Source organism: Streptomyces sp. JH14 (genome assembly GCF_029428675.1).
In the GTDB taxonomy this organism is placed as follows: Bacteria; Actinomycetota; Actinomycetes; order Streptomycetales; family Streptomycetaceae; genus Streptomyces.
Genome location: NZ_JAJNEL010000001.1, coordinates 520307 through 543059 on the forward strand (window position 1 = coordinate 520307; position 22753 = coordinate 543059).

Sequence of the window (22753 nt, forward strand, 5' to 3'; positions counted from 1 at the left end):
CGCTGCGACGACGGACGGTCGCACGCACGTCGCGAACGGGACCGCGTGTGCGAACCCTGGCCGGAACCGATGGTGAGCGAGCCTAAGGTCAGCACTGAAACGCGTCAACGGTGCTGTGCATCCACTGTGTCGGTGATGTGATGGAGACAAATCGCTTGTTTCCAGGGGCAGTTGAGGGCGTCCTCAGCCTTCACACCTTCTCCGACCGTGCACAGTAGGCCACCCCCAGATCGGCGGTGAGACGCGCCGTGTACGCCCTGTCCGGGCTGCATCCTGTCGCCCGTGGACGCACCAAGCAGCCGCCTGGTAGCCCTACGGGGCGAAACCAGCTCCGGCTATATGCGCGCAGCCCAGTCGCCGGACTGCCTGCGCGCCCACGCGATGAACTCGTCCGCCACCGGATAGTCGCGCTCGACCCGCTCAAGCAGCGGTTCCAGCTCGGCCGGTGACACCCGGCCCACGTTCAGGAGCACCTCGGCCCAGCCCGGCGGCCGCCTCCGGCGGATCCACGGCGAGGGCGCCCGGACCTCCGCGAGGAGTTGCTCCCGGTCCAGCAACCTGCGCATTTCCGCAATCGTCTCCTCGCGCAGCATCCGACCGCGCCCGGCACACCGCCGAAACCCGGCGACGACGCGACGCGCAGGCGGCTGGACGCGTACGCCTACCTGGGCGCGCCGGAGCGACTGGAGCGCATCGCGATCATGCGAGTCTTCTGCGGGACGCTCCTGGCGGACCTGGCCGTCCCGGACGTCATGGCGAAGCTGCGCGAGTCCGGCGGGCCAGGTGCGGGACTCGACGCCGACACCCTCACGGCCCGGCTGCAACAGCTGGAGCGGTAGGGCAACCTGCTCCGCGGCAGCCGCACGGTGAAGGCGTCCAGCATCACCGAGTACCAGCGTTCCCGCGCCCGGTACCAGCTGTCGAGGCTCGGCGAACGCATCCAGCGGGACGCCGACGGGGCGCTGGCCGAGGCCGATGCCGCCCGCGAGGTGAGCAACGAGCTGCTGGCCCTGGTCGAGCGCGGCCTCCGGGAGCTCGCCGAGCTGGTGTCCGAGCCGGGCGGTATCGCCCCGCAGGACGGGCTGGAGCGGGTCAGCACGTTGTTCGTGCAGTTCGCCGAGTTCGCGGACTCCATCCGGGACTTCTACGCCTACCTCGGCCAGGTGCTCGCCCGGTACGACCTGGACAGCGCCGAGTACCAGGGCTTCAAGGAACTGCTTCTGGACTACGTCGAGGCGATCACGGAGGACGTGGGCTTCCGGGCCCCCCGGATCTCGGCAGCCCTGGACGCGCTGTGGCCGCACCTTCCGGGGGCGAGGAAGTCGGCCGGCAGGCAAGGCTGTGGTCTGCGCGGATGACTTTTCGGCGCCAGTAGTCCGGTTGCCGTAGCCCTGCACGGCTCCCGGCCCGTGTGCGGGTAGGGCTGTCGGGGAAGATTCTCTGCACAGGAGTTGCAATGACGGGCCACGGCGCCACCTCCAAGGATCCGCCCGCTGATGCCTTCGGTACGGCGGACGTCGCGACGGCCACCACCGATGAGCAGGGCATCGTGACCGGGTGGAGTGAGGGCGCCCGGCGTCTGTTCGGCCACCGCCCCGAGGATGTCGTGGGTCGGCCGGCTGCCGAGCTTCTGGCTGAGGATGCACCGGCTGACGGGGCGTTCCTCGCCGGTCAGCCGAGCTGGACAGGGCATGTGGCGGTACGGCACCGGGACGGCCACCCTGTGTCGGGTGAGCTGCTCGCGCATCGTCGGGTGGGGCGGAACGGGTCCGACTGGCTCCTTGTATGGGACGCGGCCCGGGGACCGGCCCAACGGGCGGAGGACGGCGTCCCGATCGAGTGGTGCTTCAGCCAGTCGCCGTGCATTTTGGCGATCTTCGACACGGATCTGCGGTATGTGCACACGAACGCCGACGAGGAGCACGCGATCGCCCTCACCAGGGACCAGGTGCGCGGGATGCGCATGACGGAGGCGGCACCGCACCCCGCGTGCGAGAGGATCGAGCAGGCCATGCGCCGCGTACTGGAGACGCGTGAGCGGCAGTACCTGGAGGTCTATCTGAGCGTGGCGGGCGAGAGGCGCCAACACGCATGGGCCATCCATCTCGCCCCGCTGAACGACCCGGCCGGCCGCCTGTGCGGAGTGTGCTTCGCGGCGCAGGACACCACCGAACAGTACGAGGCCCGGCAGCGGCTGCTGCTCCTCAACGAGGCTGGCAAGCACATCGGTACCAGCCTGGACATGACCGTGACCACGCAGCAATTGGCCGACCTGGCCGTTCCGCGGCTCGCGGACTTCGTCGCCGTCGATCTGCTGACCGGCCTCGACGGCGGCGGAGAGCTTCCCTCCGGCCCGATGTCGGGCCCGGTCACCATGCGCCGTACCGCCCAGCGGTCCATCCTTCCGGGCGCGCCCGAGTCCTCGGTCGGAGTGGGAGAGACAGCCACCCCTGCCGTATCCTCCCCTGCTGCCGAGTGGTTGGGGGCGGTCGCGCCCGCCATGTACCAGATGACCGATCCTGCCCTCGCCCGATGGGCGGATCACGAACCGGTCGAGGCTGCCCGGCTTCGTGACCTGGGCACTCACTCGGTGATCGTGGCGCCGCTGCGGACCCGTGGCGTCGGCCTCGGTGTGGCCTTCTTCATCCGCCATCGACGGCCGGAGCCCTTCCAACGGGACGACCTGCTGTTGGTGGAGGAGCTCACCGCCCGAACGGCCGTCTGCATCGACAACGCTCGCCGCTACACCCGCGAGCGCACGAGGGCCGTGACCTTCCAACGCAGCCTGCTGCCCTGGCGACTGGCGGAGCAGACAGCGCTTGAGGTGGCCTCCCGCTACCTGCCTGCCTGTACCGAGGAGGGGGTGGGCGGCGACTGGTTCGACATCATCCCGCTCTCAGGTGCCCGGGTCGCCCTGGTCATCGGCAGTGTCGTCGGCCACGGCATCCAGGCGTCCGCGACCATGGGCCGGCTGCGCACAGCGGTGCGCACCCTCGCCGACCTCGACTTCCTTCCCGACGAGCTGCTCACCCACCTGGACGACGTCGTCATCCGCCTGAACGCCGAAGCTCCCACCGTCTCCGGTCCCCACTCCACCGGAGACGTCGGTGCCACGTGCCTCTACGCGATCTACGACCCGGTCTCCCGCCGCTGCTCCCTCGCCCGCGCCGGACATTCCCTGCCCGTGGTGCGGCGCCCGGACGGCACCGTCGACTTCCTCGACCTCCCCGGCGGCCCACCGCTCGGTCTGGGCAACCTGCCCTTTGAAGCGGTGGAGGTCGAACTGCCCGAGGGCAGCATCCTGGCCCTCTATACCGACGGCCTGATCGAGGGGCACGCCGGTGACACGGGAGAGAAGGTCGACCTGCTGCGCCAGCCCCTCGCCCAGCCCGCCGAGTCTCTTGAAGCCGTCTGCGACACCGTTCTCGACGCAATGGTCCCCGGGCGTTCCGAGAAAGACATCGCATTGCTCCTGGCCCGCACCCGGGTGCTGCCGGCCGACCGGGTCGCCACCTGGAACATCCCGTTTGACCCCATCGCCGTCGCCGGGGCCCGCAAGAACGCCTTCGACCAGCTGGCGGCATGGGGGCTGGAGGAGTTCGCCTTCATCACCGAGCTGGTGGTCAGCGAACTGGTCACCAACGCTATCCGATACGGTGCGCCGCCCATCCGGCTGCGGCTGATCAACGACCGCAGCCTCATCTGCGAGGTCCGCGACAACAGCAGCACGGCGCCGCACCTCAAGCGGGCCCGGGTGTTCGACGAGGGCGGACGCGGCCTGCTCCTGGTCGCCCAGCTCACCCAGCGCTGGGGAACCCGGCACTCCGACCTCGGCAAGACCATCTGGGCAGAACAGGACCTTCCCGGCCGACCGTGAGAGCACGGTGGCCGAGCCGCGGGAAACCCTCGCCCCGGTCAGGGCGCGTACAGCAGTCTGCTCGCCGAGCACTACCGGTCCCGGACGGTCCTGCTGCGCGCCGCCGCGCTGCCCCTGTGGGGCTCGTAAAGTCGTCGCTGCTGGTCAGCGCCCGCCTCCAGGCTCGTCGGTGGAAACTTGTCATGCTGCCCTGATGATCGTGTCCCTGCTCTACCGCACCGCCCGCGCGCTGTTGTCCGTCCCCGCGGTCCTACTGCGCCGAGACACCGCCAAGGATGCCGAACTGCTGGTGCTGCGGCACGAGAACGCCATCCTGCGCAGGCACTTGAAGGGCAAGGTGCGTTATGAGCCGGCCGACCGATTCTGGCTCGCCGCCCTCACCTCGCTGATACCGCGTGGTCGCTGGGCCGCCGTCTTCCCCGCCACCCCCGGCACTTTGCTGACCTGGCACCGCAAACTCATCGCCAGGAAGTGGGACTACTCCGCCCGCAGCTCCCGCACCGGACGGCCGCGCTCAAGAGTCTCGTGCTGCGCCTGGCTGATGAAAATCCCCGCTGGGGCCACCGCCGCATCCAGGCCAACTGGCCCGACTCGGGCACCCCTTCGCGGCCACCACGGTCTGGGAGATCCTGCACGCGGCACGCATCGACCCGGCCCCGCGCCGCTCCGGCCGCACCTGGCGCGACTTCCTCACGGCGCAGGCTCAGCCTCGATCCACCGACGGGTGCTGAAGGTGATCTTCTGATCGGCTTCTGTGTTGACTTCGGGCTGGTGGCTGGGGCAGGGCAGGTGGTGCCTGCTGGTTTGCCCAGCTTTTCCACATGTTCGGTTCCGGTCGTGCCCTGGGGGGCGGGTTGGCGGGGGCTGTGCGTGTCAGCCGGGGCGCACCTGCGGCCCGCAGCAGGTTGTAGGTCCTGGCCCACAGGGTCAGCCAGGCGGCGTTGGCGTGGAAGTGTCCGGACGGCAGGTGGGCCATGGCACCGGCTTTGCTGTCCGCGATGACCTGTTCGACGACGGCGTGAGGGCGGTGTTCCCGCTCGGCGCTCAGGGTCGCGGCGGGCTGGTCGGTGAAGAACGGGTGGTAGCGCCAGACGGGAAACAGCTCGCCCTGCTCACCGACAACGACGGGTTTGGTCAGGTCACGGACTCGGCGCACAATCAGCCGGGCAGTGACCCGCTCGCTCTTTTTGCGGCTCGCGAACCCGGTGTATGCGGATATCTCGGCGACCTCGGCGTCCGAGATGAGTTCGCCGGTCTCGGGGTCGGGCAGCGCAGTCGGGTAACTGATGTGCTGCCAGGCGTCGTCGGGAATGCTGTGGACGGCCCGTTTGATGGAGGGGTTCATGCCGGCGGTGATCGAGAAATGGGCTCCGGCCCGGCGACAGGCGGCCATCACCCCGGCGTTGTAGAACTGGGAGTCCGCGCGCAGGATGCGGGTGCCGGTGCAGCCGGCCTCGCGGGCGGTGGCCAGGGCCTCGCTGACGAATTTCGGGGCGCCGCGGGAGTCGGCTGCTTTGCCGCGGCGCATCCTCACTCCTGCGATCACCGGCCGCGAGGTGGGGGTGCAGATCGTGGCGAGGAGGGGTGCAGGGTGCGAATGCCTTTGAACCGGCCGTACTCGGCGCCTTGCTTGGCCCGTCCGTAGACGCGTTTATGGGTGGAGTCGACGTCGATGAATGCCTTCTCGCCGGAGCCGGGCAGCAGCGGGGTGTGCGCGGCCAGTGCGCCGAGGAACCGCCAGTGGACAGCGTGGAGTTGCAGGGCATGACCGTGGGTGAACGTGCGGAGGAAGGTGCCCAGCGTGGACGGGGCACGGATACCCGCGAAGACGACCGGCATCGCCCCGTGCCGCAGGCCTCCAAGGTCGTCGATGCTGTCCGCGCCCGCGGCCATGCCGGCGACGATGCTGGTGACCTTGGCATCCACCGCGGCCCCCGCGCCGTTCTTCGCGCCGGTCAGCCTCACCTTCTGGGCCACCAGCCGGGACAGGCCGCACCGCTCGGCCAGCCGCAGCACCGGGACCAGCCCGGCATGCGCGATCAGATTCGGGTCATCGAACACAGCGGAGACCGCTGCCGGAGTGTGGGAAACTTGCATCTACGAGGTGCCTTGCTGATTGTGCGTGCTGGAAGCGTCAGAACTCCCATCATCGCAGGTCAGCAGGCACCTCTTCTTGATGGCCCGTCCACAGGAAGCGAGTCACTCGGTGGATCGAGGCCAAGGCGTCGCCGACTTCGAGGCGCACCGCGACGGCATCCTCGGCGCCGCCTGGACGGGCTCACGGACGGCGAGTGGACTTCGCCGCGTCCCGGGCCAAGGGGCTGAACCTGCCCGGGATCGCGGCGTTCTTCGGGACCATCGACACCGTACTGGCCCGACGGCGCCCTGAGGTCGGGCGCCGCCGGCGCAGGGCCTACAACCCTTCCTGGACGTCCTGGTCGACCGGGAACTCCTCGAACTGCGTGGCGGGTGCGTCGCTCGCCACGACCCCGTCCGCCGCGAGGGTCACGGGAGGCAGGGACTCGGCCTCCGGCACGACAAGCTCGCTTTCCAGCCCCGCCTGGCCCTTCAGCCCGCGGAAGTTCTCCTCCACCACACCGCCGAGCGCGGCACACCAGGTGCTCAGGTCCACCCGCCCGGTGACCCGGAGCCCGTGCAGGGCCTGCAGCTTGGCGACCGCGACCCACGTCGCCCGGTCGAAGGTGCCGGTCGCCTTCACGGCGTACAGCTTGGTCGCCAGGATCGACTGGACGCCGAGTACCGCAGACCCGGTGGCACCCATGCCGATCTCCGGGGCCAGCGCCTCCCAGGTCGGCCCGGTCATCGTGCCGTCCGAGGCGGCGGGGAAGCCGTGCGCCGTCTGGAAGGCGCGCACCGCTGCCAGCGTGGCCGGGCCGAAGGCCCCGTCCGCAACGAGGTTGAACCCCTGGGTGTTCAGCAGGTACTGCAGCGTACGGACCGTGGCGCCCGCGCAGGAGGTGAACGTGTCGGGCCAGGTGCGGGCCGGGATGGTGCTCGGGTCCTGGCCGAGGCGCTTGGCGACGTGCAGGCGCAGCAGCGGGAAGGTGGAGTAGAACTTCGCACCGGGGCACTGGGTGTTGTTCCAGTCCCAGTGGCCAGTGATGTTCTGGGCGCCGAAGCCATACTGGGTGCAGATGGTGGTGGAGAGCTGAACCAGCGACCACCACAGCTTGCCGGTGGGCAGCTCGTCGACGTAGGTGCCTTCGTTCTCGATACCGATCGACTGGGTGTTCTGGCCGACGGCGTGCGCGCTGACGATCTGATATCCGCCGTCCTCGAGCGCGTCCAGGCTGCCGTGCCGGCCTTCCAGCACATGGCCGCCGCGGCTGATGCTGAAGTGATTTCCGGTGTCCGACCAGCCGTTCTTGTCCATGTGGATGTACTGGACCCGCTCGGCGCAGGCGATGGCCGCCTCCATGGAGAAGTCCATGGTGTTCGGGAACGCCATGTGGTGCACCACGATCCGCCGGGTGGAGCCCGTACGGGTCGACAGCTCCCCGGCGGGCGGCCGGGCACCCCACTCGTCGCAGCTCATGATGTACGCGGTGTCCGACAGGTCGGCCGGAGAGGCGGCCGAGGCACCGCTCGCACCGGCCAGCTGGCCGGCCCCGAGACCGGCGACGGCGGCTGCGCCGGCCCGCAGGGCCTTCCGCCGGGATACGTACACAGGCTCGAAGGACATGAGGCGTTCCTCTCCAGGGCTGTCCGGGGTCTCTCGCCGCTACGCCACGCTGCTCCGTGTACGCCAGCAGGCAGCCTTCCTTCTAACCCGTTGACTGTCCCAATGTCCAGGGTTTTCAGGATCGTTGACTATCTACACCAAGTCCTGACACCGCAGTTCGGTCTCGTCCACGGAAGACGTACGGGACCGGGCTGCTCACCAAGGCGCCCGCCACGAACCAGATTGGGGCCCAGTCGGCAACGGCTTTCGCCATGGGCCACCAAGATCCGGGCCATTCCCGGACCGACTTCCCCATGGGCTCCGTCAACGGAGCCATACTCCCTGGTCAAGCAAGGCGCTGACGTGGTACCACCAGCAGACGAAGAACCTGCTGGCAGGCGTGGCACGCTCATCCGCCAACCTGCGCGCCACTCAGTTGGTGCGGCCGGATTTCCCCTCTACAGTCCCACCGAAGCGACTGACTGGCCGAGGAAACTCAGGCGCACCTTACGGTTGTCATTCGAGATGTTGGTGTCCACCAAACTCCGTTAAGGCAACCCCAAACGCAACCGGGTCCATGGCTCACCTCCAACCGACGACGGGCCAGCGGGTCGCCCCAGCTGGTCCGGGCGAAGCCGATGCGCTCCTTGGCCCGGGGCGACCCCCGTGAAGATCGCCTCGGAAATAAGGACGAACCGGCATCGCTACAGGAGCGCCGCAGCTGGAGCTGGGAGGTGGGGGCACCGTGGACGGAGGCCATGACCCGAGCCCTTGTCGAACGCTATGGCCGCTGGGTCCCCGGCTGGCGCTGGGCTCATGACGAGGGAGACATCGGTGGCGGCCCGGTCGGCAGCTGGTGCTGTGCGGCGCACTCGATCACCGAGCCGCGTAAGACGCTCGCCCGCGTCGCCTCAACGTCCGCGCGGCCCGCGCCTACCTCGACATCTGCTTCTTTCACCCGTTCGAGGACGGCAACGCACGCTCGCATTCCTGACGTTGACCTACCTGCTGGCTCGCGAGAGCATCGTCTTCGACCAGGTCGCCCCCGTCCGGCGTGTACTCCACGGCCGTGTCCCTCAATGTCATGTAGTAGCGATCACGACGAACGCAATCCTCACTGATCCGCTCCACGCCTCGGCGCACGGAGGGCAGGAGCACGTCGCCGCCGAGCCAGACGACGGTGAGCGCCACGTGGACCAGGACGAGCAGGGCCATCCCGGTGTGCAGGGAGAGGCCGTGCGGCGCGAGGGTCGGCAGCAGACCGGTGTAGAAGACGGCGCCCTTCGGGTGAGGATGTTGGTCACCGGGCCGGTGCGCCACGGGTGGCCGGACGGTGCCGGCATCCGCACGGACTCCGCCGCTCCGGCCGCGGCGGGCGGCGATCAGGGCTTGTACGCCGAGGACGACGAGGTAGAGCGCGCCGGCGAGTTTGACGGCGGTGTACGCGGTGGCGGAGGCGGCCAGCACGGCCGCGAGCCCCGCCATGGACAGCACGCCCCACACCAGCAGCTTGGTGGTGATGCTCGCGACGGTCCGCAGCCGTCGCCGCGGCCGGCCGTGACGGCGCGTCGGATCACGACTGCCATGTCCGGTCCGGGCACCATCGTGAGTAGGGCGAGCAGCCCGCCACGGGGAGGAATTCGTACATTGTGGCGAGAGTCTGCCGGCCGCGCCCTCCGGCGCCCGGCGGTATCCCGCGCTCATCCCACGCCGCAGACTTTCAGAGAGCACGCCCTCGGCCCGTGACAGCGCGACTCCGGCCGCCCCGCACGGCCGGACCGCTCCAGTCGCCCGGTCTTCGACCACGACGATGGGCGCTGTGCGCGCCGAGTTCCGTCACACACCGCCGAGCGCGGAGACGAGACTGGCTACGGTCACCGTGTTGAAGACGAACGCGATGGCGGCGTTGGCCGCCACCGTGCGGCGCATCTCCCGCGAGACCACGGTCACGTCGGTGGTGCCGAAGGTGGTCATGACGGCCAGGGCGAAGTAGACGTAGTCGGCCCACGCGGTTGTCTCCTCACCGGGGAACAAGAGCGCCTGCTCGCCTTCCACCAGGTTGTCGGCCTGAAAGGTGACGGCGAAGGAGAAGAGGACGCAGAGCCAGGCGACGACGACCAGCGACAGGGCCGTCGCCACTCTCGGTACCACCGGGAAGGCGGACCCGAGATAACCAGGCAGCCACACCACGGCCACCAGCAGCGCCGCTACCGCGATGAAGATTGACCCGCCGGGGCCCGGCGCGGTCCCGTAGACGTACCGCTGGAGCACCGTCCCGCGCGCCTCGCGCCCGGCCCAGGCACGCAGCCGTTCCGGCGAGACGGTGGTGAACGCGCTCAGCGTGAGAACGAGATAGGGCAGCAGGTACGAGAACAGCACCAGTACCCCGGTGTCTCCCACTGAGATGAGCGCCAGACGCCAGTCGAGGAACAGGAGGATCACGGCCGCGCCCAGCGCGATGCTGCCGCTCATGACGTCCCGACGGCGTTCCGAGAGCCAGTACTGCACGGCGCTCCTTTTCGCTCCCTCTGGACGATCCGAGTGATCCACGCGATCCGCATGATCTGAATGACCCGAAGATACGGGATGAAAGCGGATGAAACGTCGGTTAACGGCCCGAATTCGGGTAGCCGCGTCAACGGGTAGCGGTCCGCCGTTATCGGGAATGCCTTCTTGCCGGCGACAGCTACGAGGAACTTGTCGAAGTCGGCGAGCCTCGTATCGCCGCCGGCCAGGACGATGATGGGTGCGTCGTTTTTGCGATCTCGCCTCACCTGTCCACTGCACTCGTGGACGCCGAGCGCTCCAGGTTGCGTGACGTCGCTGTCTCGTGAGCCCAGCTGCGCGCGGAGGATGGAGAGGTCGTCGACACGGAGATCGCCGACACGATCCTGGGTGATCTGGCTGATCTCGCCAGAAGCGCCCGACGCCAGAGCCAGGGCGTCTACTGCTGGGTTGCGTAGGGGTTCATGTTCGAAGCCAGAAGCGGTTGTTCAGGTCGAAACCGGCCAGGTCGGCGTGACCGGCCGACGTGCTGTGGAGCGTCACGCAATCCCCCATCAGCAGCGTCAGCTTCCCCACTCAGACATTCGAGCGCGGCGACGGGTGCAGTCCGTACTCTCACCGACATAATCACTGCGACGACCCAGGGCAACCTCCGTATCTTGGCGCCATGACGGACGAGGAAGAGCCGAGGCTCTCTGTGAACCGCCAGGGTGACACGTCGGATCCGGCCCCAGGCCGGCGAGGGTCCTACAGGGACGTCTGCTCGTGCTTCGACCAGTTTGGGCCTCATCCGCAAGCCCGAGTCGGGTTCCACGCCCGGCGGCAGGACACCTCCGCCCCGGGCTGGCGGCACCTGCTGGAGTTGGTCGACGAGGCCACCGCCGACGGACGCGAAGGGTTCCGTCCCCTGACCGAGCTGGCCCGGACGAGCGGGGGCAGGTCATCACCCTGCCGCCGAATATCGCCAGGCTGACGGCGGTGAAGCACCTCGTGCTCTACGGCAGCACCTAGTCCGGACCCCGCCCGAGATCGGGGCCATGATCAGCCTGGAGGAGTTCACCCCCGACACCTCCTACCAGCTGCACTGGTTCCCCTACGAGATCACCCGCTGCCGGAAGCTGACCCGCAGCACGGTGAGCACGCATTGTTCGGCAACTACAAGCTGCGGCCACCCTTCCCGCAGCATCAGCCCTCTCCGGACTCCGTCGCGGACCTCGATCCGGGCAACCTGAATCCCCGGCGCTGGGGCGTCACCGCCATCCACAACTGCAGCGTCTGCAACCACGCGATCGAGCAGGGTGGACTCCATCAGGTGTGGATCTCGCTTCGCGTGGCCACTGACTTATTGCCCCTGCTGGTCAGCGTCTGATCATCGGCGTGTGTGGCCGCGTTGCCTGACAGCGCTCGCGACTACATCCCCACACCTTCCCCTGTCGCTTCGGTGAGCCGCGGCGCGTCCTCCTTGCGTCCTACGAAGAGGTTGAGGGAGGCGAAGGATTTGCAGTATGCGGGGGCCGCGGCAGTTCCGGCAGTGTCCGCAAGAGCCGAAGCTCAGCACGACGTGGTCACCGACGCGACCGCGCGACGAGGGCTGTCACCTGCGTCGAGGTGAGGTCAAAGCGATACGCAAGCTTCCAGGCGGTCTCGTCATCCGCTGCCTCGATCAGCGGGCCGACGAGCTCGGCCGGTAGGGAGGGGTTGGCGGCAAGGCCGACCAGCACTGCGTTCACGCCCTCGCTCTGCCGCAGCCCTGATTGACAGCGCCAGTGCGTTTGAGCAGACCCCTCTCGGCGCCAGTTCTCCCGGACCCGCTCCTCGGCACTCGTGTCTCGCCGTACGGGACGGCTCGCGCAAGGTGCGCCCGAGCTGGGTCGGCTTTCCCTTTAGGCCGGCCGGAAATCGCTCCTACAGTTGCGACTGCCGCAGAGCTACCCGAGGAACGACAGCCGCACCTGACGGTTGTGATTCGAGACGTTCGTGTCGACCAGGCACACCGACTGCCACGTACCGAGTTCCAGCCGTCCTCCGATCACCGGCAGCGTGGCGTGCGGTGCGACGAAGGCCGGCAGTACGTGGTCACGGCCGTGGCCCGGGCTGCCGTGGCGGTGCTGGTAGCGGTTGTCGGCGGGCAGCAGCGCGTGGAGGGTGGCGAGGAGGTCGTCGTCGCTGCCCGAGCCGGTTTCCAGAATGGCGATTCCGGCGGTGGCATGGGGCACGAAGATGTTGAGCAGACCGTCCCGGCCACGGGAGGCGCGGGTGAGGAACTCTTCGCAGTCGCGCGTAAGGTCGGCGACCGTTTCGGCCGCGCCGGTGGTGACGCTCAGAACGCTGGTGGTGAAGGCATGGGACATGCCGACATCTTCTCGCTCGTGGCGCGTGATGGCGCGTCCACGTGCCGAGACGGCATTGACCGGTTCCGAGGTGCGTCGCTACGTTCGGCGACATGTTCCGTTCAGCTCTGCTCACTTCGCGCGGTCACATCGACCTGCTGCGGGTGGCCTCCGCCGCGTGTCGCCGCGGCTGCTGACGTTCTTTCGGCACGCTTCCCGCAGGTGATCAAGGGGTCCTTCGGCCCGCACCTGGTGTGAGTGCCGGCCTGTTGCCGTCGGCACCCCGTCGTACGCCACCTCTCCCTCCCCTGCCGTAGCTCCCGCGCCGCAGCGGTGCCGCGGTCGGGAGGTCGAGGCGTGCCTCCGCCCGTCCGTGGACTGCTCGTGGAGCTCTCATGTCCGTTGGCCATGCCCTCGCCCCGCCGGATATATCAGATGAAATCAATACACCGTCCTCATGTCGGGCGGTCGAACTGGAGCCCGTTGTGCCGGCGTCCGCCCGCGGCTCGCGGCTCGCGGCTGCGCTCCGTGCCCCGCCCGCTGCGGCGCGCCATCGGACCCGTCCTGCTGCTCGCTCTCTGGCAGGTACTCAGCGCCACCGGTGCGCTCCATCCGGACGTGCTCGCCTCCCCCGGCACCATCGCCCGAGCGGGCCGGGATCTGATCACTGACGGAACCCTGCCGTCGGCCATGGCGATCTCGCTCCAGCGGGTGGCCGTGGGGCTGGTGCTCGGAGGTGCCGTCGGCACCACGCTGGCCCTGGTGTCCGGACTGTCCCGGCTCGGTGAGGACCTGGGCGACGCGACCGTGCAGATGCTGCGGACAGTCCCCTGGGTGGGACTGATCCCGCTGTTCATCATCTGGCTGGGGATCGGCGAGGCCCCGAAGGTGGCGCTCATCGCGCTCGGCGTGGCCTTCCATCTGTATCTCAATGTGTACGCCGGGATCCGGGGCGTGGACGACCAACTCATCGAGACGGGCCAGTCGTTGGGGCTCGGGCGGTGGGGTCTCGTCCGGCATGTGGTGCTCCCGGGTGCGCTGCCCGGGGCCATGACGGGGCTGCGCTATTCGCTCGCCACCGCGTGGCTGGCGCTGGTCTTCGGCGAGTCCGTCAACGCCGACGCCGGAATCGGCTTCCTGATGAACCAGGCCCGGGAGTTCTTCCGTACCGACGTCATCGTCGTCTGCCTGGTCGTCTACGCCTTCCTCGGCCTCACCGCCGATGTCATCGTCCGGATACTCGAAAGGCTGCTGCTGCAATGGCGACCGACCTTCAAGGGCCAGTGAGCCCGCGGTCCTCCGACCCTGCCGTACGGGTGGAGGGGCTGACCCGCTCCTTCGACGGCCTGGCCGTCGTCGACGGGCTCGATCTCACCCTGCGCGCCGGGGAGTTCACCGCACTGCTCGGGCGCAGCGGCTGCGGGAAGTCGACTCTGCTGCGGGTGCTGGCCGGCCTGGACCGCGACATCACGGGCACGGTGCTGGTGCCCAGGAGGCGGGCCGTCGCCTTCCAGTCGCCTCGCCTGATGCCGTGGAAGCGGGTCTGGCGCAATGTACTGCTCGGGTTGCCGGGCAAGCCCGAACGGGAGCTGGCCGAACGGGCGTTGGAGGAGGTCGGGCTCGGCGGGCGGTCCGGGGCGTGGCCCAGGACGCTCTCCGGTGGTGAGGCGCAGCGGGCGTCGCTGGCGCGAGCCCTGGTGCGCGAACCCGATCTGCTGCTGCTCGACGAGCCGTTCGGTGCGCTCGATGCGCTGACCCGGATCAAGGCGCAGCAGCTGGTCGCCGAACTCTGGCAGCGGCGCGGCTGCGCGGTGCTGCTCGTCACGCATGACGTGGACGAGGCGCTGCTGCTCGCCGACCGCGCGCTGGTCATGCGCGACGGCGCCATCGCGTACGAGACCCCTGTGGACCTGGACCGTCCGCGCACCGTGGGCCATGGCGAGTTCGCCGCACTGCGCTCCCGGCTGCTGACCGAGCTGGGCGTCGCGGAAGAAGCCGCTCCGGTCGAGGCCGCCTGACCAGCTCACCCGCACACGTCCTCCATCGGTTCGACCTTCGGAAAGAGACATGTCATGAGACGCCGAACCCTGCCCGCTCTGCTTCTGCCGCTCGTCCTGCTGCTCGCCGCCTGCGGTGGCGCTTCGTCCGCGTCCACTGCCGGCAGCACCGACGGCAAGGGCGATGTCACCCTCGACGTCGGTGATCAGAAAGGGGGGTACGAGGCCATCCTGCGGGCCTCCGGAGAACTCGACGACCTCGGCTACCGGATCACATGGTCGACCTTCACCTCCGGACCACCACTTCTGGAGGCGGTGAACGCCGGTGCCGTGGACATCGGGGGCGTCGGCAACACGCCTCCGGTCTTCGCCGCGGGGTCCGATTCGAAGATCGTGGTGGTGGGCGCCGGTCACGGCTCGTCGGCGGGCGAAGCGGTCGTCGTGCCGAAGGACTCTCCGCTGAAGACTCCCTCGCAGCTCAAGGGCAAGTCCATCGCGGTGGCCCAGGGCAGCTCCGCCCACTTCCAGCTCGTCGCCTCACTGAAGGCGGCGGGGCTCACCGTCTCCGACGTGCGGCTGAAATACCTTCAGCCGGCCGATGCGCTGGCCGCGTTCAGCCGGGGCAAGGTCGACGCCTGGTCGATCTGGGACCCGTACACCTCACAGGTCCTGCGCGGCGGGAATGCGCGGGTGCTGACCACCGGTGAAGGACTCGTCAACGGTCTGAGCTTCCAGGTCGCCTCGCCCGCCGCACTGAAGGATGCCTGGAAGTCCGAGGCGATCGACGATCTGCTGGACCGTCTGAGGCGGGCGCAGGACTGGGTTTTCAAGCATCCCGAAGCGTGGGCGAAGGTCTGGGCGAAGGAGACCGGGCTGCCGTACGACGTGGCGCTGGACGCCGTGAAGCGCAGCTACGGGACGCGGGTGCCCGTGGCCGTCGACGCGGCTGCCATCGCGTCCGAACAGCAGATCGCCGACACCTTCGCCGATCTGAAGCTCATTCCCCGCAGGTTCGTCTTCACGGACTACGTCGACACCCGGTTCAACCGCGATCTGCCCGCGTCCACGGCAGCCCCCCGCTCGTACGGAAAGGCCTCGTCATGAATGTTCATCTGCACTGGTTCCTGCCCACCGGCGGTGACGGCCGCACACTCGTCGACCGGCATGCGTACACCGACGGAGGGATCAAGCGGGACCGGATCACTCCGGTCAGCGGGGTGCGCGCGCCCGATATCGAGTATCTGGCACAGATCGCCAAGGCTGCCGAGCAACTGGGTTTCGAGGCGGTGCTGACGCCGACCGGCACCTGGTGCGAGGACGCCTGGCTGACGACGGTGGCGCTGGCGCAGCACACCGAGCGGCTGAAGTTCCTGGTCGCGTTCCGGCCGGGGGTGATCTCGCCGGTGCTCGCGGCGCAGATGGCCGCGACGTATCAGCGGATCACCCGGGGCCGGCTGCTGCTCAATGTGGTGACGGGCGGCGACTCGACCGAACAGCGGCGGTTCGGTGACCACCTGGACCACGACCGTCGCTACGCGCGGACCGCCGAGTTCCTCTCGGTGGTGCGGGGCGTGTGGAGCGGGCAGCCGTACGACTTCGACGGTGAGCACTATCAGGTCGAGGGCGGGCTGACGGCGCTGCCTCCGGACCCGCTGCCGGAGATCTTCTTCGGTGGGTCGTCGGCGGCGGCCGGGCCGGTGGCCGCCGCGCATGCCGATGTGTATCTGACCTGGGGCGAGCCGCCGGCCGCTGTGAAGCAGAAGATCGACTGGATCCGCGGGCTCGCGGAGGAGCAGGGCCGCCGTGTCCGGTTCGGCATCCGGCTGCACACCATCTCGCGCGATTCGGCGAAGGAGGCGTGGGCGACGGCGGACCGGCTGCTCGGCGATCTCGATCCGGAGACGATCGCCGCCGCGCAGCAGGCGCTGGGGCGGAGCGAGTCGGTGGGACAGCAGCGGATGCTGGCGCTGCACGGCGGCTCGCGCGACGAGCTGGAGATCTCGCCCAACCTGTGGGCGGGTGTGGGTCTGGTCCGGGGTGGTGCGGGCACCGCGCTGGTCGGCAGTCATGCGGATGTCGCGGACCGGATCGAGGAGTACCACGCGCTGGGCGTGGAGCACTTCGTGCTCTCCGGCTACCCGCACCTCGAGGAGGCGTACTGGTTCGGCGAGGGCGTCACACCGGAGCTGGCGAGGCGCGGACTGCTGTCCACGGTCCCGGCCTCGCCGCTGCTCGGGGTGCCGGCCGCGAACGGGCGCCCGGCGTCCGCACCGGGCGGCGCTCCGCTGCTGATCGCCGGGGGCCGCTGACCGGGAAGATCCGGGACTCCCCCACAGTTGGTAGAAGCGTGAACAACTCTGGGGTCGGCGCAGCGCGCGCGGTGGATGTGGTCGTGATCGGCGCCGGACAGGCAGGTCTGTCCGGCGCCTACCATCTGCGGCGCGTCGGCCTGGAGCCGGACCGCGACTTCGTCGTGCTCGACCACGCGCCCCGGCCGGGCGGCGCATGGCAGTTCCGCTGGCCGTCACTGACATACGGCAAGGTCCACGGCATGCACGCACTGCCCGGCATGGAACTGACCGGCGCGGACGACAGCCGGCCTTCGTCGGAGGTGATCGGCGCCTATTTCGACGCGTACGAGCGCACCTTCGGCCTGCGGGTCCACCGGCCCGTGGAGGTGAGCGCGGTACGGGAGGGCGGCGGTGGGCGGTTGCTCGTCGAGACCTCGGAGGGTCCGTACGCCGCGCGCGCCCTGATCAATGCCACGGGTACCTGGGACCGGCCGTTCTGGCCACGCTACCCGGGCCAGGAGACCTTCCGGGGCCGCCAGCTGCACACCGCGAACTATCCGGGGCCTCGGGAGTTCGCCGGGCAGCGGGTGATCGTGGTGGGTGGCGGGGCCTCCGGCACCCAGCATCTGATGGAGATCGCCCAGGTGGCGGCGGAGACCTTCTGGGTGACACGTCGGCCGCCCGTCTTCCGGGAAGGGCCGTTCAGCGAGGTCCAGGGGCGGGCCGCCGTGGCCATGGTGGAGGAGCGGGTGCGACAGGGGCTGCCGCCGCAGAGCGTGGTGAGCGTGACCGGGCTGCCGCTCAACGACGCCGTGCGGCGCGCCCGCGCGGACGGGGTGCTCGACCGGCTGCCGATGTTCGACCGCATCACCCCGACCGGAGTGGCCTGGGACGACGGCCGGACCGTGGACGCCGATGTGATCCTCTGGGCGACCGGCTTCCGGGCCGCCATCGACCATCTTGCGCCGCTGCGGCTGCGCGAACCCGGCGGTGGCATCCGGGTCGAGGGAACGCAGGCCGTACGGGATGCGCGTATCCATCTCGTGGGATACGGGCCGTCCGCGAGCACCATCGGGGCCAACCGGGCGGGGCGGGAGGCGGTGCGCGGGATCAAGCGCCTGCTGGAGGCCGCCGAGGACGGTACCGCCGGGCATGGGGACGAACCCGCCGCCGTTCCCGTGTGACACCGCGCCGCAACGGCGCGCCGGATCCGACTGCCCGTCAACCGCCGCTCGTGCTCAGCCGGTTGCGGTTGAACTCCGCGACGTTCCGCTGCTGCTCGGCGTAGCTGTCGGTGAACCGGGTGTCCCCGGGCGCGACCGTCACGAAGTACAGCCAGGGGCCCGGCGTGGGTGTGAGGGCCGCGTGCATCGCCTGCTCTCCGGGATTGCCGATGGGAGTCGGCGGCAGTCCCGTGTGCGCGTACGTGTTGTACGGGCTGTCGATCCTGGTGTCGCTGACGGTGGTATCCAGAGTGCTGCGGTTCAGCGCGTAGTTGAGAGTGGCGTCCATCTGGAGCGGCATGCCCTCGGCCAGCCGGTTTTGGATGACCCGGGCCACCTTGCCCATGTCGGCGGCGGTGTCCACCTCGGCCTGCACGATGCTGGCGATCGTCACGGTCCGGTAGACGGAGACGTTGTTGCGCAACGCCCCGGCGGTGATGTGGTGCGCGCCGAATCGCCGCCCTGCCGTGTCGGCCATGTACCTCAGGAGACTCGTCGGGGTGGTGCCGGAGGTGACGGGATACGTGGCAGGAAACAGGTAGCCCTCGGGGTTGCCCCTCGCCTCCGTCGGCAGGGCGAGGTCCGCCCTGCCGACGGCCTTCTCGGTCGTACCGGGCTCCACGTCGAGTGACCGGTCGACTGCCGCATACACCTGGGAGGCCCGCCATCCCTCGGGGATGAGGAGGGTGCGCTGCGGGCCGACATTCGCCTCCCTCGTCAGCAGCGGCACGAGGACGGCTGCCGCGACGCCGAGGACGACGCCTACGGACAGCGCCAGCCGCCCGCGCCGGGGCGCGCGGATCCCGCGACGGGTCCGGGCGCCCGGGGACTCGTTCACCATGCGCGCACGCTATCCCGGGCCGGCCGCGGGCAAGCGCCCCCCGGACGGCGCGGCGCAGGGTTTGCTGCGCGGCTTCGACGAGCGAGTCCACCCCGACGACCTGCCGTTCCTTGACGGGTGTGCACGGCGCTCTGCACGGCTTGCGGCCCCCCGGAACGGGGTGTTCAGTGGAACAAGGCGTTGCCTTTTCGACCGTGGCCACCTGGCCGGAACCGGCGGGCGCACGCGGTGATCTCCACAGTCGGACACCTCACACAGCCGATCCGGATCAGGGGCGTGCGGCCCCGCGCGCAACCGATGGGCGTCGCCACCGGTCAGGAGCCCTTGGGCCCTCCTCCCTGCAAGCTCGCACACCGCCCGCGCACCCGGGCCCCGTCCTATCAAGGAACTGCGGGCACCGGCACGCAACGCGGGCCGGTGGGGCGCTGAGAGAGGCAGGCACGGCATGGCCCTGAACAGGCTCGGCCTGGTGGTGCACGAAGGACGCCCTGCCGCCGTCACTGCCGCCCACGCCGTCCACGTCTGGTGCGACCGGCACCGTATCCCCTGTACCGACATCGACGTCTGGCGTCGGGGAATGCCGCGGCACGGCGGCAAGGAGGAGGCCGAGGCCGCGGGGCACCCCGACGGGATCGTCACCCTCGGCGGGGACGGCACATTCCTGCGGGGGGCCCGGATCGCCGCCAAGGACGGCGCTTGGGTCCTCGGCATCGACCTGGGCCGCGTCGGCTTCCTCACCGAGGTTCCGGTCAACGACGTGCTGAAGGCGCTGGACGCCGTGCTCCGGGACGATGTCAGCGTGGAGGAACGCCTGACCCTCACCCTTCGTACGTCACGCACCCTGGAGATCCCCGAGGGCATCGATGCCCTTCTGCGCTACGGGCGTGGGCCCGCCCTGCCGCCGCCGACGCTGCTTCGTGAGGACACCGGCTGGGGCGTGGCTCTGGACGTCACCGCGCTCAATGACATCGTTCTGGAGAAGCTCGCCCGGGACCGGCAGATCAGCGTCGCCGTCTACATCGCAGGACATCTGCTGGCGTCGTACTCGGCGGACGCCGCGATCGTGGCGACGGCGACCGGCTCCACCGCATACAGCTTCGCGGCGGGCGGGCCCGTGCTCTCACCAGGGGTGGAAGCCGTGGTCTTCACCCCGGTCGCCCCGCACATGGCCTTCAACCGTACGGTGGTGGCCGCGGCGAACGAGCCCGTCGCCGCGCGGGTCCTGCCGCACTCGGGACAGGTCGCCGTGAGCATCGACGGCGAACTGCGGGGAGTACTCGATCCGGGCGACTGGATCGGTGTGTACCCGTCACCGTGCCGGATACATCTGATCCGGCTCGGCCCCGCCGACTTCTTCCAGCGGCTGCGCAACCGTTTCCGGCTCGCCGACGCTCCTGCCACGGTGCCCGACGGTGCGGCTTCGCCGCTGTTCGCGGCACCCAACGCGGATGTGCCCGAGGATCTTGTCGGGATGCGGCTGCCTCCTCCGGTGGACTGATACCGGGCGGGAACTGAACCGTTCGGACTCCTGTCGTCTGCCCTGAGCGCCGGAGATCAGCCGGCCACCGAGGCGAGTTGGGTGTCCCGGCGGATCAGGGCGGCGTAGCGGCCGTCCAGCTGGAGGAGGTCTTCGTGGGTGCCGCGCTCGGCGGTCCGGCCGCCGTCCAGGACGACGATCTGGTCCGCGTCGCGCACGGTGGAGAGACGGTGCGCGATGGTGATCGTGGTGCGCCCGGCCGACAGTGCGTCGATCGCTTCCTGCACGGCGAATTCGGTGCGGGTGTCAAGTGCGCTCGTCGCCTCGTCGAGGATCAGGACGGGCGGGTCTCGCAGAATCGTACGGGCGATGGCCAGGCGCTGCTTCTCACCGCCGGAGAAGCGGTAGCCGCGCTCGCCGACCAGGGTGTCGTAGCCGTCGGGCAGCGAGGCGATGTGGTCGTGGATCTGTGCCGCGCGGGCAGCTTCCTCGATCTCGGCGTCGGTCGCGTCGGGCTTGGCGAAGCGCAGGTTCTCGGCGACCGAGGCATGGAAGAGGTACGTCTCCTGGGAGACCACGCCCACGGCCCGGGCCAGGGTGTCGAAGTCCAGGTCACGCACGTCGACGCCGTCGAGCGTGACCCTGCCGCCGGTGACGTCGTACAGCCGCGGCACCAGGTAGCTGAGCGTGGACTTGCCGGAGCCCGTGGGTCCGACGACGGCCAGGCTGCCTCCGGCCGGCACGGTGACATCGATGCCGGTGAGGGTCGGGCCGCTCTGCTCGTCGTAGCTGAAGTCGACGTCCTCGAAGCGGATCTCGCCGCGGATCTTCTCCAGCCGGACGGGGGTCTCGGGTTCGGTGATGTCCACCGTGAGGTCGAGGTACTCGAAGATCCGCTGGAAGAGCGCGAGGGATGTCTGCATCTGCACTCCGGTGGAGAGCAGGCTCACGGCCGGCCGGAAAAGGCCCTGCTGGAGCGAGACGAAGGCGACGAGCGTGCCGATGGAGACGGCCGGTCCACCGGTCTGCAGGGCGAGGCCCGCGGCCCAGTAGATGACGGCGGGCATGGCGGCCATGACGATGCCGATCGTCGACATCCGCCAGCGCCCGGCCATGCTGGAGCGCACTTCGAGGTCGACCAGGCGCTCGGACTCCTCGGCGAAGCCCTTGGTGAGCGAGTCCGCCCGGCCCATGGTCCGTCCGAGCAGGATGCCGCTGACGGAGAGCGACTCGGTGACCGTCGCCGCCATCGCGGCCATTTGCTTCTGGCGCTGCGTGGTGATCTTCTTGCGCTCCCGGCCGACCCGGCGGCTGATCCAGACGAAGACCGGCAGCAGTACGAGCGAGACCAGGGTGAGCCGCCAGTCGAGCGCCAGCATGGCCACGACGGTGGCGATGACCGCGGTGAGGTTGGAGACCAGCGAGGTGGCGGTGGAGGTGACGGTCGCCTGCATGCCGCCGATGTCGTTGGCGATACGGGACTGCACCTCGCCCGTGCGCGTCCTCGTGAAGAAGGCCAGCGGCATCCGCTGCAGCTGGGCGTAGACCGCCGTGCGCAGGTCGTGCATGACGCGCTGGCCGACCGTGGTGGAGATCAGGGTCTGCAGGACGCCGAAGACACTGTTCATCACGGCGGTGGCGATCATGCCGAGCGCGAGCAGCGACAGCAGTCCCGTACGACCCTGGGGAAGGGCCGTGTCGAGAATCTCGCGCAGCAGGAACGGCGAGGCCACCGACACCAGCGACGAGGCGCCGACGAGCACTCCGACCAGCGCGAGCCTGCCGCGGTACGGCTGGAAGAGGCGGAGGATGCGGCGCAGCTCGGCAGGCGGCAGTGCGCCATCCCTGGGCGGGGGCGTCCATGTGGGTTCGTCGGGCTTCATGGGCTCCTTCGACATGCATGAGGGAAGTGAGACAGCCGCGGACGGCAGTCGAGCTTTTGAGAGCATAGCTCATTGTTACCTATACTCACAATGAGCGCAGTCCTGATATTGTTCCCTCATGGATTCCCCCGACTCCGACGGCCTGCTGGCCGAGCAGTTGCTGCGGCTCACCCGCCGGCTCCAGCGCATTCAGAGCCGCCAGCTGGAGCCGATCGGCATCACCCCCGCACAGTTCAGGCTGCTGCGCACGGTCGCCCACTACGACGGACCGCCCCGGATGGCGGATCTCGCGCAGCGTCTGGATGTCGTCCCGCGCGCCGTGACGAGCCTGGTCGACGCGCTGGAGGCGAGCGGCCGGGTGCGCCGCACCCCGGATCCGGACAGCCGTCGGGTGGTGCGGATCGAGCTCACCGACGAGGGCCGTGCCACGCTCCGGTCGCTGCGCGACGCGCGCCGGGCGGCCGCAGAGGAGATCCTGGCTCCGTTGACCGCCGACCAGCGCGAGGTGCTCGGCGGGCTGCTGTCCGCCCTGGTCGCCGGGATACCGGAGCGCCGCTGCTAAGGGCCCTGCCCGATAGTCGTACCGATCGTGAGCGGTGCGGATCTTCGCTGATAGAAAGGGGGGAGAACCGCACCGATCCGCTGAG

General features: G+C 69.5%; 21 protein-coding genes and 2 pseudogenes. 12 read left to right on the forward strand and 11 right to left on the reverse strand.

Going from position 1 to position 22753, the window contains the following annotated elements:
* Nucleotides 1-335: 335 nt before the first annotated feature.
* A complete protein-coding gene (locus tag LRD69_RS02310; protein WP_277324863.1) occupies nt 336-566 on the reverse strand; it encodes a hypothetical protein in 231 nt (76 codons plus the stop codon).
* Nucleotides 567-701: 135 nt separating this feature from the next.
* Here LRD69_RS02310 and LRD69_RS31010 point away from each other — a divergent pair, with 135 nt between their 5' ends.
* The 4 genes and pseudogenes from LRD69_RS31010 to LRD69_RS02325 form a co-directional block, all read left to right on the forward strand.
* Complete coding sequence (locus tag LRD69_RS31010) at nt 702-839, forward strand: hypothetical protein (RefSeq protein WP_346771894.1); 138 nt, start codon at nt 702-704, stop codon at nt 837-839.
* Between the two features lie 6 nt (nt 840-845).
* Complete coding sequence (locus tag LRD69_RS31015) at nt 846-1358, forward strand: DUF2397 family protein (protein ID WP_346771928.1); 513 nt, start codon at nt 846-848, stop codon at nt 1356-1358.
* Between the two features lie 98 nt (nt 1359-1456).
* Nucleotides 1457-3877 (forward strand): SpoIIE family protein phosphatase, encoded by a 2421-nt coding sequence (locus LRD69_RS02320; protein WP_277324864.1) that lies wholly within the window; start codon nt 1457-1459, stop codon nt 3875-3877.
* 193 nt (nt 3878-4070) lie between these two features.
* Nucleotides 4071-4584, forward strand: a pseudogene (locus LRD69_RS02325) (integrase); the annotation flags it as partial.
* Here the strand turns inward: LRD69_RS02325 and LRD69_RS02330 are convergent.
* The 5 genes from LRD69_RS02330 to LRD69_RS02355 form a co-directional block, all read right to left on the reverse strand.
* Nucleotides 4581-5405: a transposase gene (locus tag LRD69_RS02330; RefSeq protein ID WP_277324865.1), complete on the reverse strand. Its 825-nt coding sequence runs from the start codon at nt 5403-5405 to the stop codon at nt 4581-4583. The pseudogene LRD69_RS02325 and the gene LRD69_RS02330 sit on opposite strands and share 4 nt — an antisense overlap.
* Nucleotides 5406-5419: 14 nt before the next feature.
* Nucleotides 5420-5974: a transposase gene (locus tag LRD69_RS02335; RefSeq protein ID WP_277324866.1), complete on the reverse strand. Its 555-nt coding sequence runs from the start codon at nt 5972-5974 to the stop codon at nt 5420-5422.
* A gap of 316 nt (nt 5975-6290) precedes the next feature.
* Entirely contained in the window at nt 6291-7580 is a 1290-nt protein-coding gene (locus LRD69_RS02340; RefSeq protein WP_277324867.1) for an N-acetylmuramoyl-L-alanine amidase, read from the reverse strand.
* A 933-nt stretch (nt 7581-8513) separates the two neighbouring features.
* A complete protein-coding gene (locus LRD69_RS02350; protein ID WP_346771929.1) occupies nt 8514-9044 on the reverse strand; it encodes a hypothetical protein in 531 nt (176 codons plus the stop codon).
* A 351-nt stretch (nt 9045-9395) separates the two neighbouring features.
* A complete protein-coding gene (locus LRD69_RS02355) occupies nt 9396-10031 on the reverse strand; it encodes a DUF1345 domain-containing protein (protein ID WP_277329598.1) in 636 nt (211 codons plus the stop codon).
* A gap of 1177 nt (nt 10032-11208) precedes the next feature.
* Between LRD69_RS02355 and LRD69_RS02360 the strand changes: the two genes are divergently transcribed.
* The gene (locus LRD69_RS02360; RefSeq protein ID WP_277324868.1) at nt 11209-11433 is read left to right on the forward strand and encodes a hypothetical protein; all 225 of its coding nucleotides are present in this window, start codon (nt 11209-11211) and stop codon (nt 11431-11433) included.
* Between the two features lie 59 nt (nt 11434-11492).
* Here LRD69_RS02360 and LRD69_RS02365 read toward each other — a convergent pair.
* The 3 genes and pseudogenes from LRD69_RS02365 to LRD69_RS02375 form a co-directional block, all read right to left on the reverse strand.
* Nucleotides 11493-11637 (reverse strand): annotated as a pseudogene (locus LRD69_RS02365) (NAD(P)-dependent alcohol dehydrogenase); the annotation flags it as partial.
* Complete coding sequence (locus LRD69_RS02370) at nt 11630-11794, reverse strand: hypothetical protein (RefSeq protein ID WP_277324869.1); 165 nt, start codon at nt 11792-11794, stop codon at nt 11630-11632. The pseudogene LRD69_RS02365 and the gene LRD69_RS02370, both read right to left, overlap by 8 nt.
* Before the next feature lie 198 nt (nt 11795-11992).
* Complete coding sequence (locus tag LRD69_RS02375) at nt 11993-12415, reverse strand: secondary thiamine-phosphate synthase enzyme YjbQ (RefSeq protein ID WP_277324870.1); 423 nt, start codon at nt 12413-12415, stop codon at nt 11993-11995.
* Nucleotides 12416-12922: 507 nt separating this feature from the next.
* Here LRD69_RS02375 and LRD69_RS02380 point away from each other — a divergent pair.
* The 5 genes from LRD69_RS02380 to LRD69_RS02400 are packed head-to-tail and all read left to right on the forward strand — an operon-like array spanning nt 12923 to nt 17866.
* Nucleotides 12923-13681, forward strand: coding sequence for an ABC transporter permease (locus LRD69_RS02380; RefSeq protein ID WP_277324871.1), 759 nt, complete (start codon nt 12923-12925; stop codon nt 13679-13681).
* Nucleotides 13654-14412, forward strand: coding sequence for an ABC transporter ATP-binding protein (locus tag LRD69_RS02385; RefSeq protein WP_277324872.1), 759 nt, complete (start codon nt 13654-13656; stop codon nt 14410-14412). The genes LRD69_RS02380 and LRD69_RS02385 overlap by 28 nt, the downstream gene beginning before the upstream one ends.
* A 54-nt stretch (nt 14413-14466) precedes the next feature.
* Nucleotides 14467-15495 (forward strand): ABC transporter substrate-binding protein, encoded by a 1029-nt coding sequence (locus LRD69_RS02390; protein WP_277324873.1) that lies wholly within the window; start codon nt 14467-14469, stop codon nt 15493-15495.
* The gene (locus LRD69_RS02395) at nt 15492-16700 is read left to right on the forward strand and encodes an LLM class flavin-dependent oxidoreductase (protein ID WP_277324874.1); all 1209 of its coding nucleotides are present in this window, start codon (nt 15492-15494) and stop codon (nt 16698-16700) included. The genes LRD69_RS02390 and LRD69_RS02395 overlap by 4 nt, the downstream gene beginning before the upstream one ends.
* 38 nt (nt 16701-16738) lie before the next feature.
* Entirely contained in the window at nt 16739-17866 is a 1128-nt protein-coding gene (locus tag LRD69_RS02400; protein ID WP_277324875.1) for an NAD(P)-binding domain-containing protein, read from the forward strand.
* A 37-nt stretch (nt 17867-17903) separates the two neighbouring features.
* On the opposite strand, the gene mltG is transcribed toward LRD69_RS02400, so the two are convergent.
* Nucleotides 17904-18746, reverse strand: a complete 843-nt coding sequence (gene mltG / locus LRD69_RS02405) for an endolytic transglycosylase MltG (RefSeq protein ID WP_277324876.1) — start codon at nt 18744-18746, stop codon at nt 17904-17906.
* Nucleotides 18747-19191: 445 nt separating this feature from the next.
* Here mltG and LRD69_RS02410 point away from each other — a divergent pair, with 445 nt between their 5' ends.
* Entirely contained in the window at nt 19192-20244 is a 1053-nt protein-coding gene (locus tag LRD69_RS02410; RefSeq protein ID WP_277324877.1) for an NAD(+)/NADH kinase, read from the forward strand.
* Between the two features lie 56 nt (nt 20245-20300).
* Here the strand turns inward: LRD69_RS02410 and LRD69_RS02415 are convergent, their stop codons facing one another.
* Complete coding sequence (locus tag LRD69_RS02415) at nt 20301-22106, reverse strand: ABC transporter ATP-binding protein (protein ID WP_277324878.1); 1806 nt, start codon at nt 22104-22106, stop codon at nt 20301-20303.
* A 118-nt stretch (nt 22107-22224) separates the two neighbouring features.
* Between LRD69_RS02415 and LRD69_RS02420 the strand changes: the two genes are divergently transcribed.
* Entirely contained in the window at nt 22225-22668 is a 444-nt protein-coding gene (locus LRD69_RS02420; protein ID WP_277324879.1) for a MarR family transcriptional regulator, read from the forward strand.
* Nucleotides 22669-22753: the final 85 nt, after the last annotated feature.

What these genes read in the sequence shown, in the direction of transcription:
- LRD69_RS02310 (WP_277324863.1), bottom strand. Translation starts at nt 566, where the DNA reads ATGCGCAGGTTGCTGGACCGGGAGCAACTCCTCGCGGAGGTCCGGGCG.
- LRD69_RS31010 (WP_346771894.1), top strand. Translation starts at nt 702, where the DNA reads ATGCGAGTCTTCTGCGGGACGCTCCTGGCGGACCTGGCCGTCCCGGAC.
- LRD69_RS02320 (WP_277324864.1), top strand. Translation starts at nt 1,457, where the DNA reads ATGACGGGCCACGGCGCCACCTCCAAGGATCCGCCCGCTGATGCCTTC.
- LRD69_RS02330 (WP_277324865.1), bottom strand. Translation starts at nt 5,405, where the DNA reads ATGCGCCGCGGCAAAGCAGCCGACTCCCGCGGCGCCCCGAAATTCGTC.
- LRD69_RS02335 (WP_277324866.1), bottom strand. Translation starts at nt 5,974, where the DNA reads ATGCAAGTTTCCCACACTCCGGCAGCGGTCTCCGCTGTGTTCGATGAC.
- LRD69_RS02340 (WP_277324867.1), bottom strand. Translation starts at nt 7,580, where the DNA reads ATGTCCTTCGAGCCTGTGTACGTATCCCGGCGGAAGGCCCTGCGGGCC.
- LRD69_RS02350 (WP_346771929.1), bottom strand. Translation starts at nt 9,044, where the DNA reads ATGGCGGGGCTCGCGGCCGTGCTGGCCGCCTCCGCCACCGCGTACACC.
- LRD69_RS02355 (WP_277329598.1), bottom strand. Translation starts at nt 10,031, where the DNA reads ATGAGCGGCAGCATCGCGCTGGGCGCGGCCGTGATCCTCCTGTTCCTC.
- LRD69_RS02375 (WP_277324870.1), bottom strand. Translation starts at nt 12,415, where the DNA reads ATGTCCCATGCCTTCACCACCAGCGTTCTGAGCGTCACCACCGGCGCG.
- LRD69_RS02385 (WP_277324872.1), top strand. Translation starts at nt 13,654, where the DNA reads ATGGCGACCGACCTTCAAGGGCCAGTGAGCCCGCGGTCCTCCGACCCT.
- LRD69_RS02390 (WP_277324873.1), top strand. Translation starts at nt 14,467, where the DNA reads ATGAGACGCCGAACCCTGCCCGCTCTGCTTCTGCCGCTCGTCCTGCTG.
- LRD69_RS02395 (WP_277324874.1), top strand. Translation starts at nt 15,492, where the DNA reads ATGAATGTTCATCTGCACTGGTTCCTGCCCACCGGCGGTGACGGCCGC.
- mltG (WP_277324876.1), bottom strand. Translation starts at nt 18,746, where the DNA reads ATGGTGAACGAGTCCCCGGGCGCCCGGACCCGTCGCGGGATCCGCGCG.
- LRD69_RS02410 (WP_277324877.1), top strand. Translation starts at nt 19,192, where the DNA reads ATGGCCCTGAACAGGCTCGGCCTGGTGGTGCACGAAGGACGCCCTGCC.
- LRD69_RS02415 (WP_277324878.1), bottom strand. Translation starts at nt 22,106, where the DNA reads ATGAAGCCCGACGAACCCACATGGACGCCCCCGCCCAGGGATGGCGCA.
- LRD69_RS02420 (WP_277324879.1), top strand. Translation starts at nt 22,225, where the DNA reads ATGGATTCCCCCGACTCCGACGGCCTGCTGGCCGAGCAGTTGCTGCGG.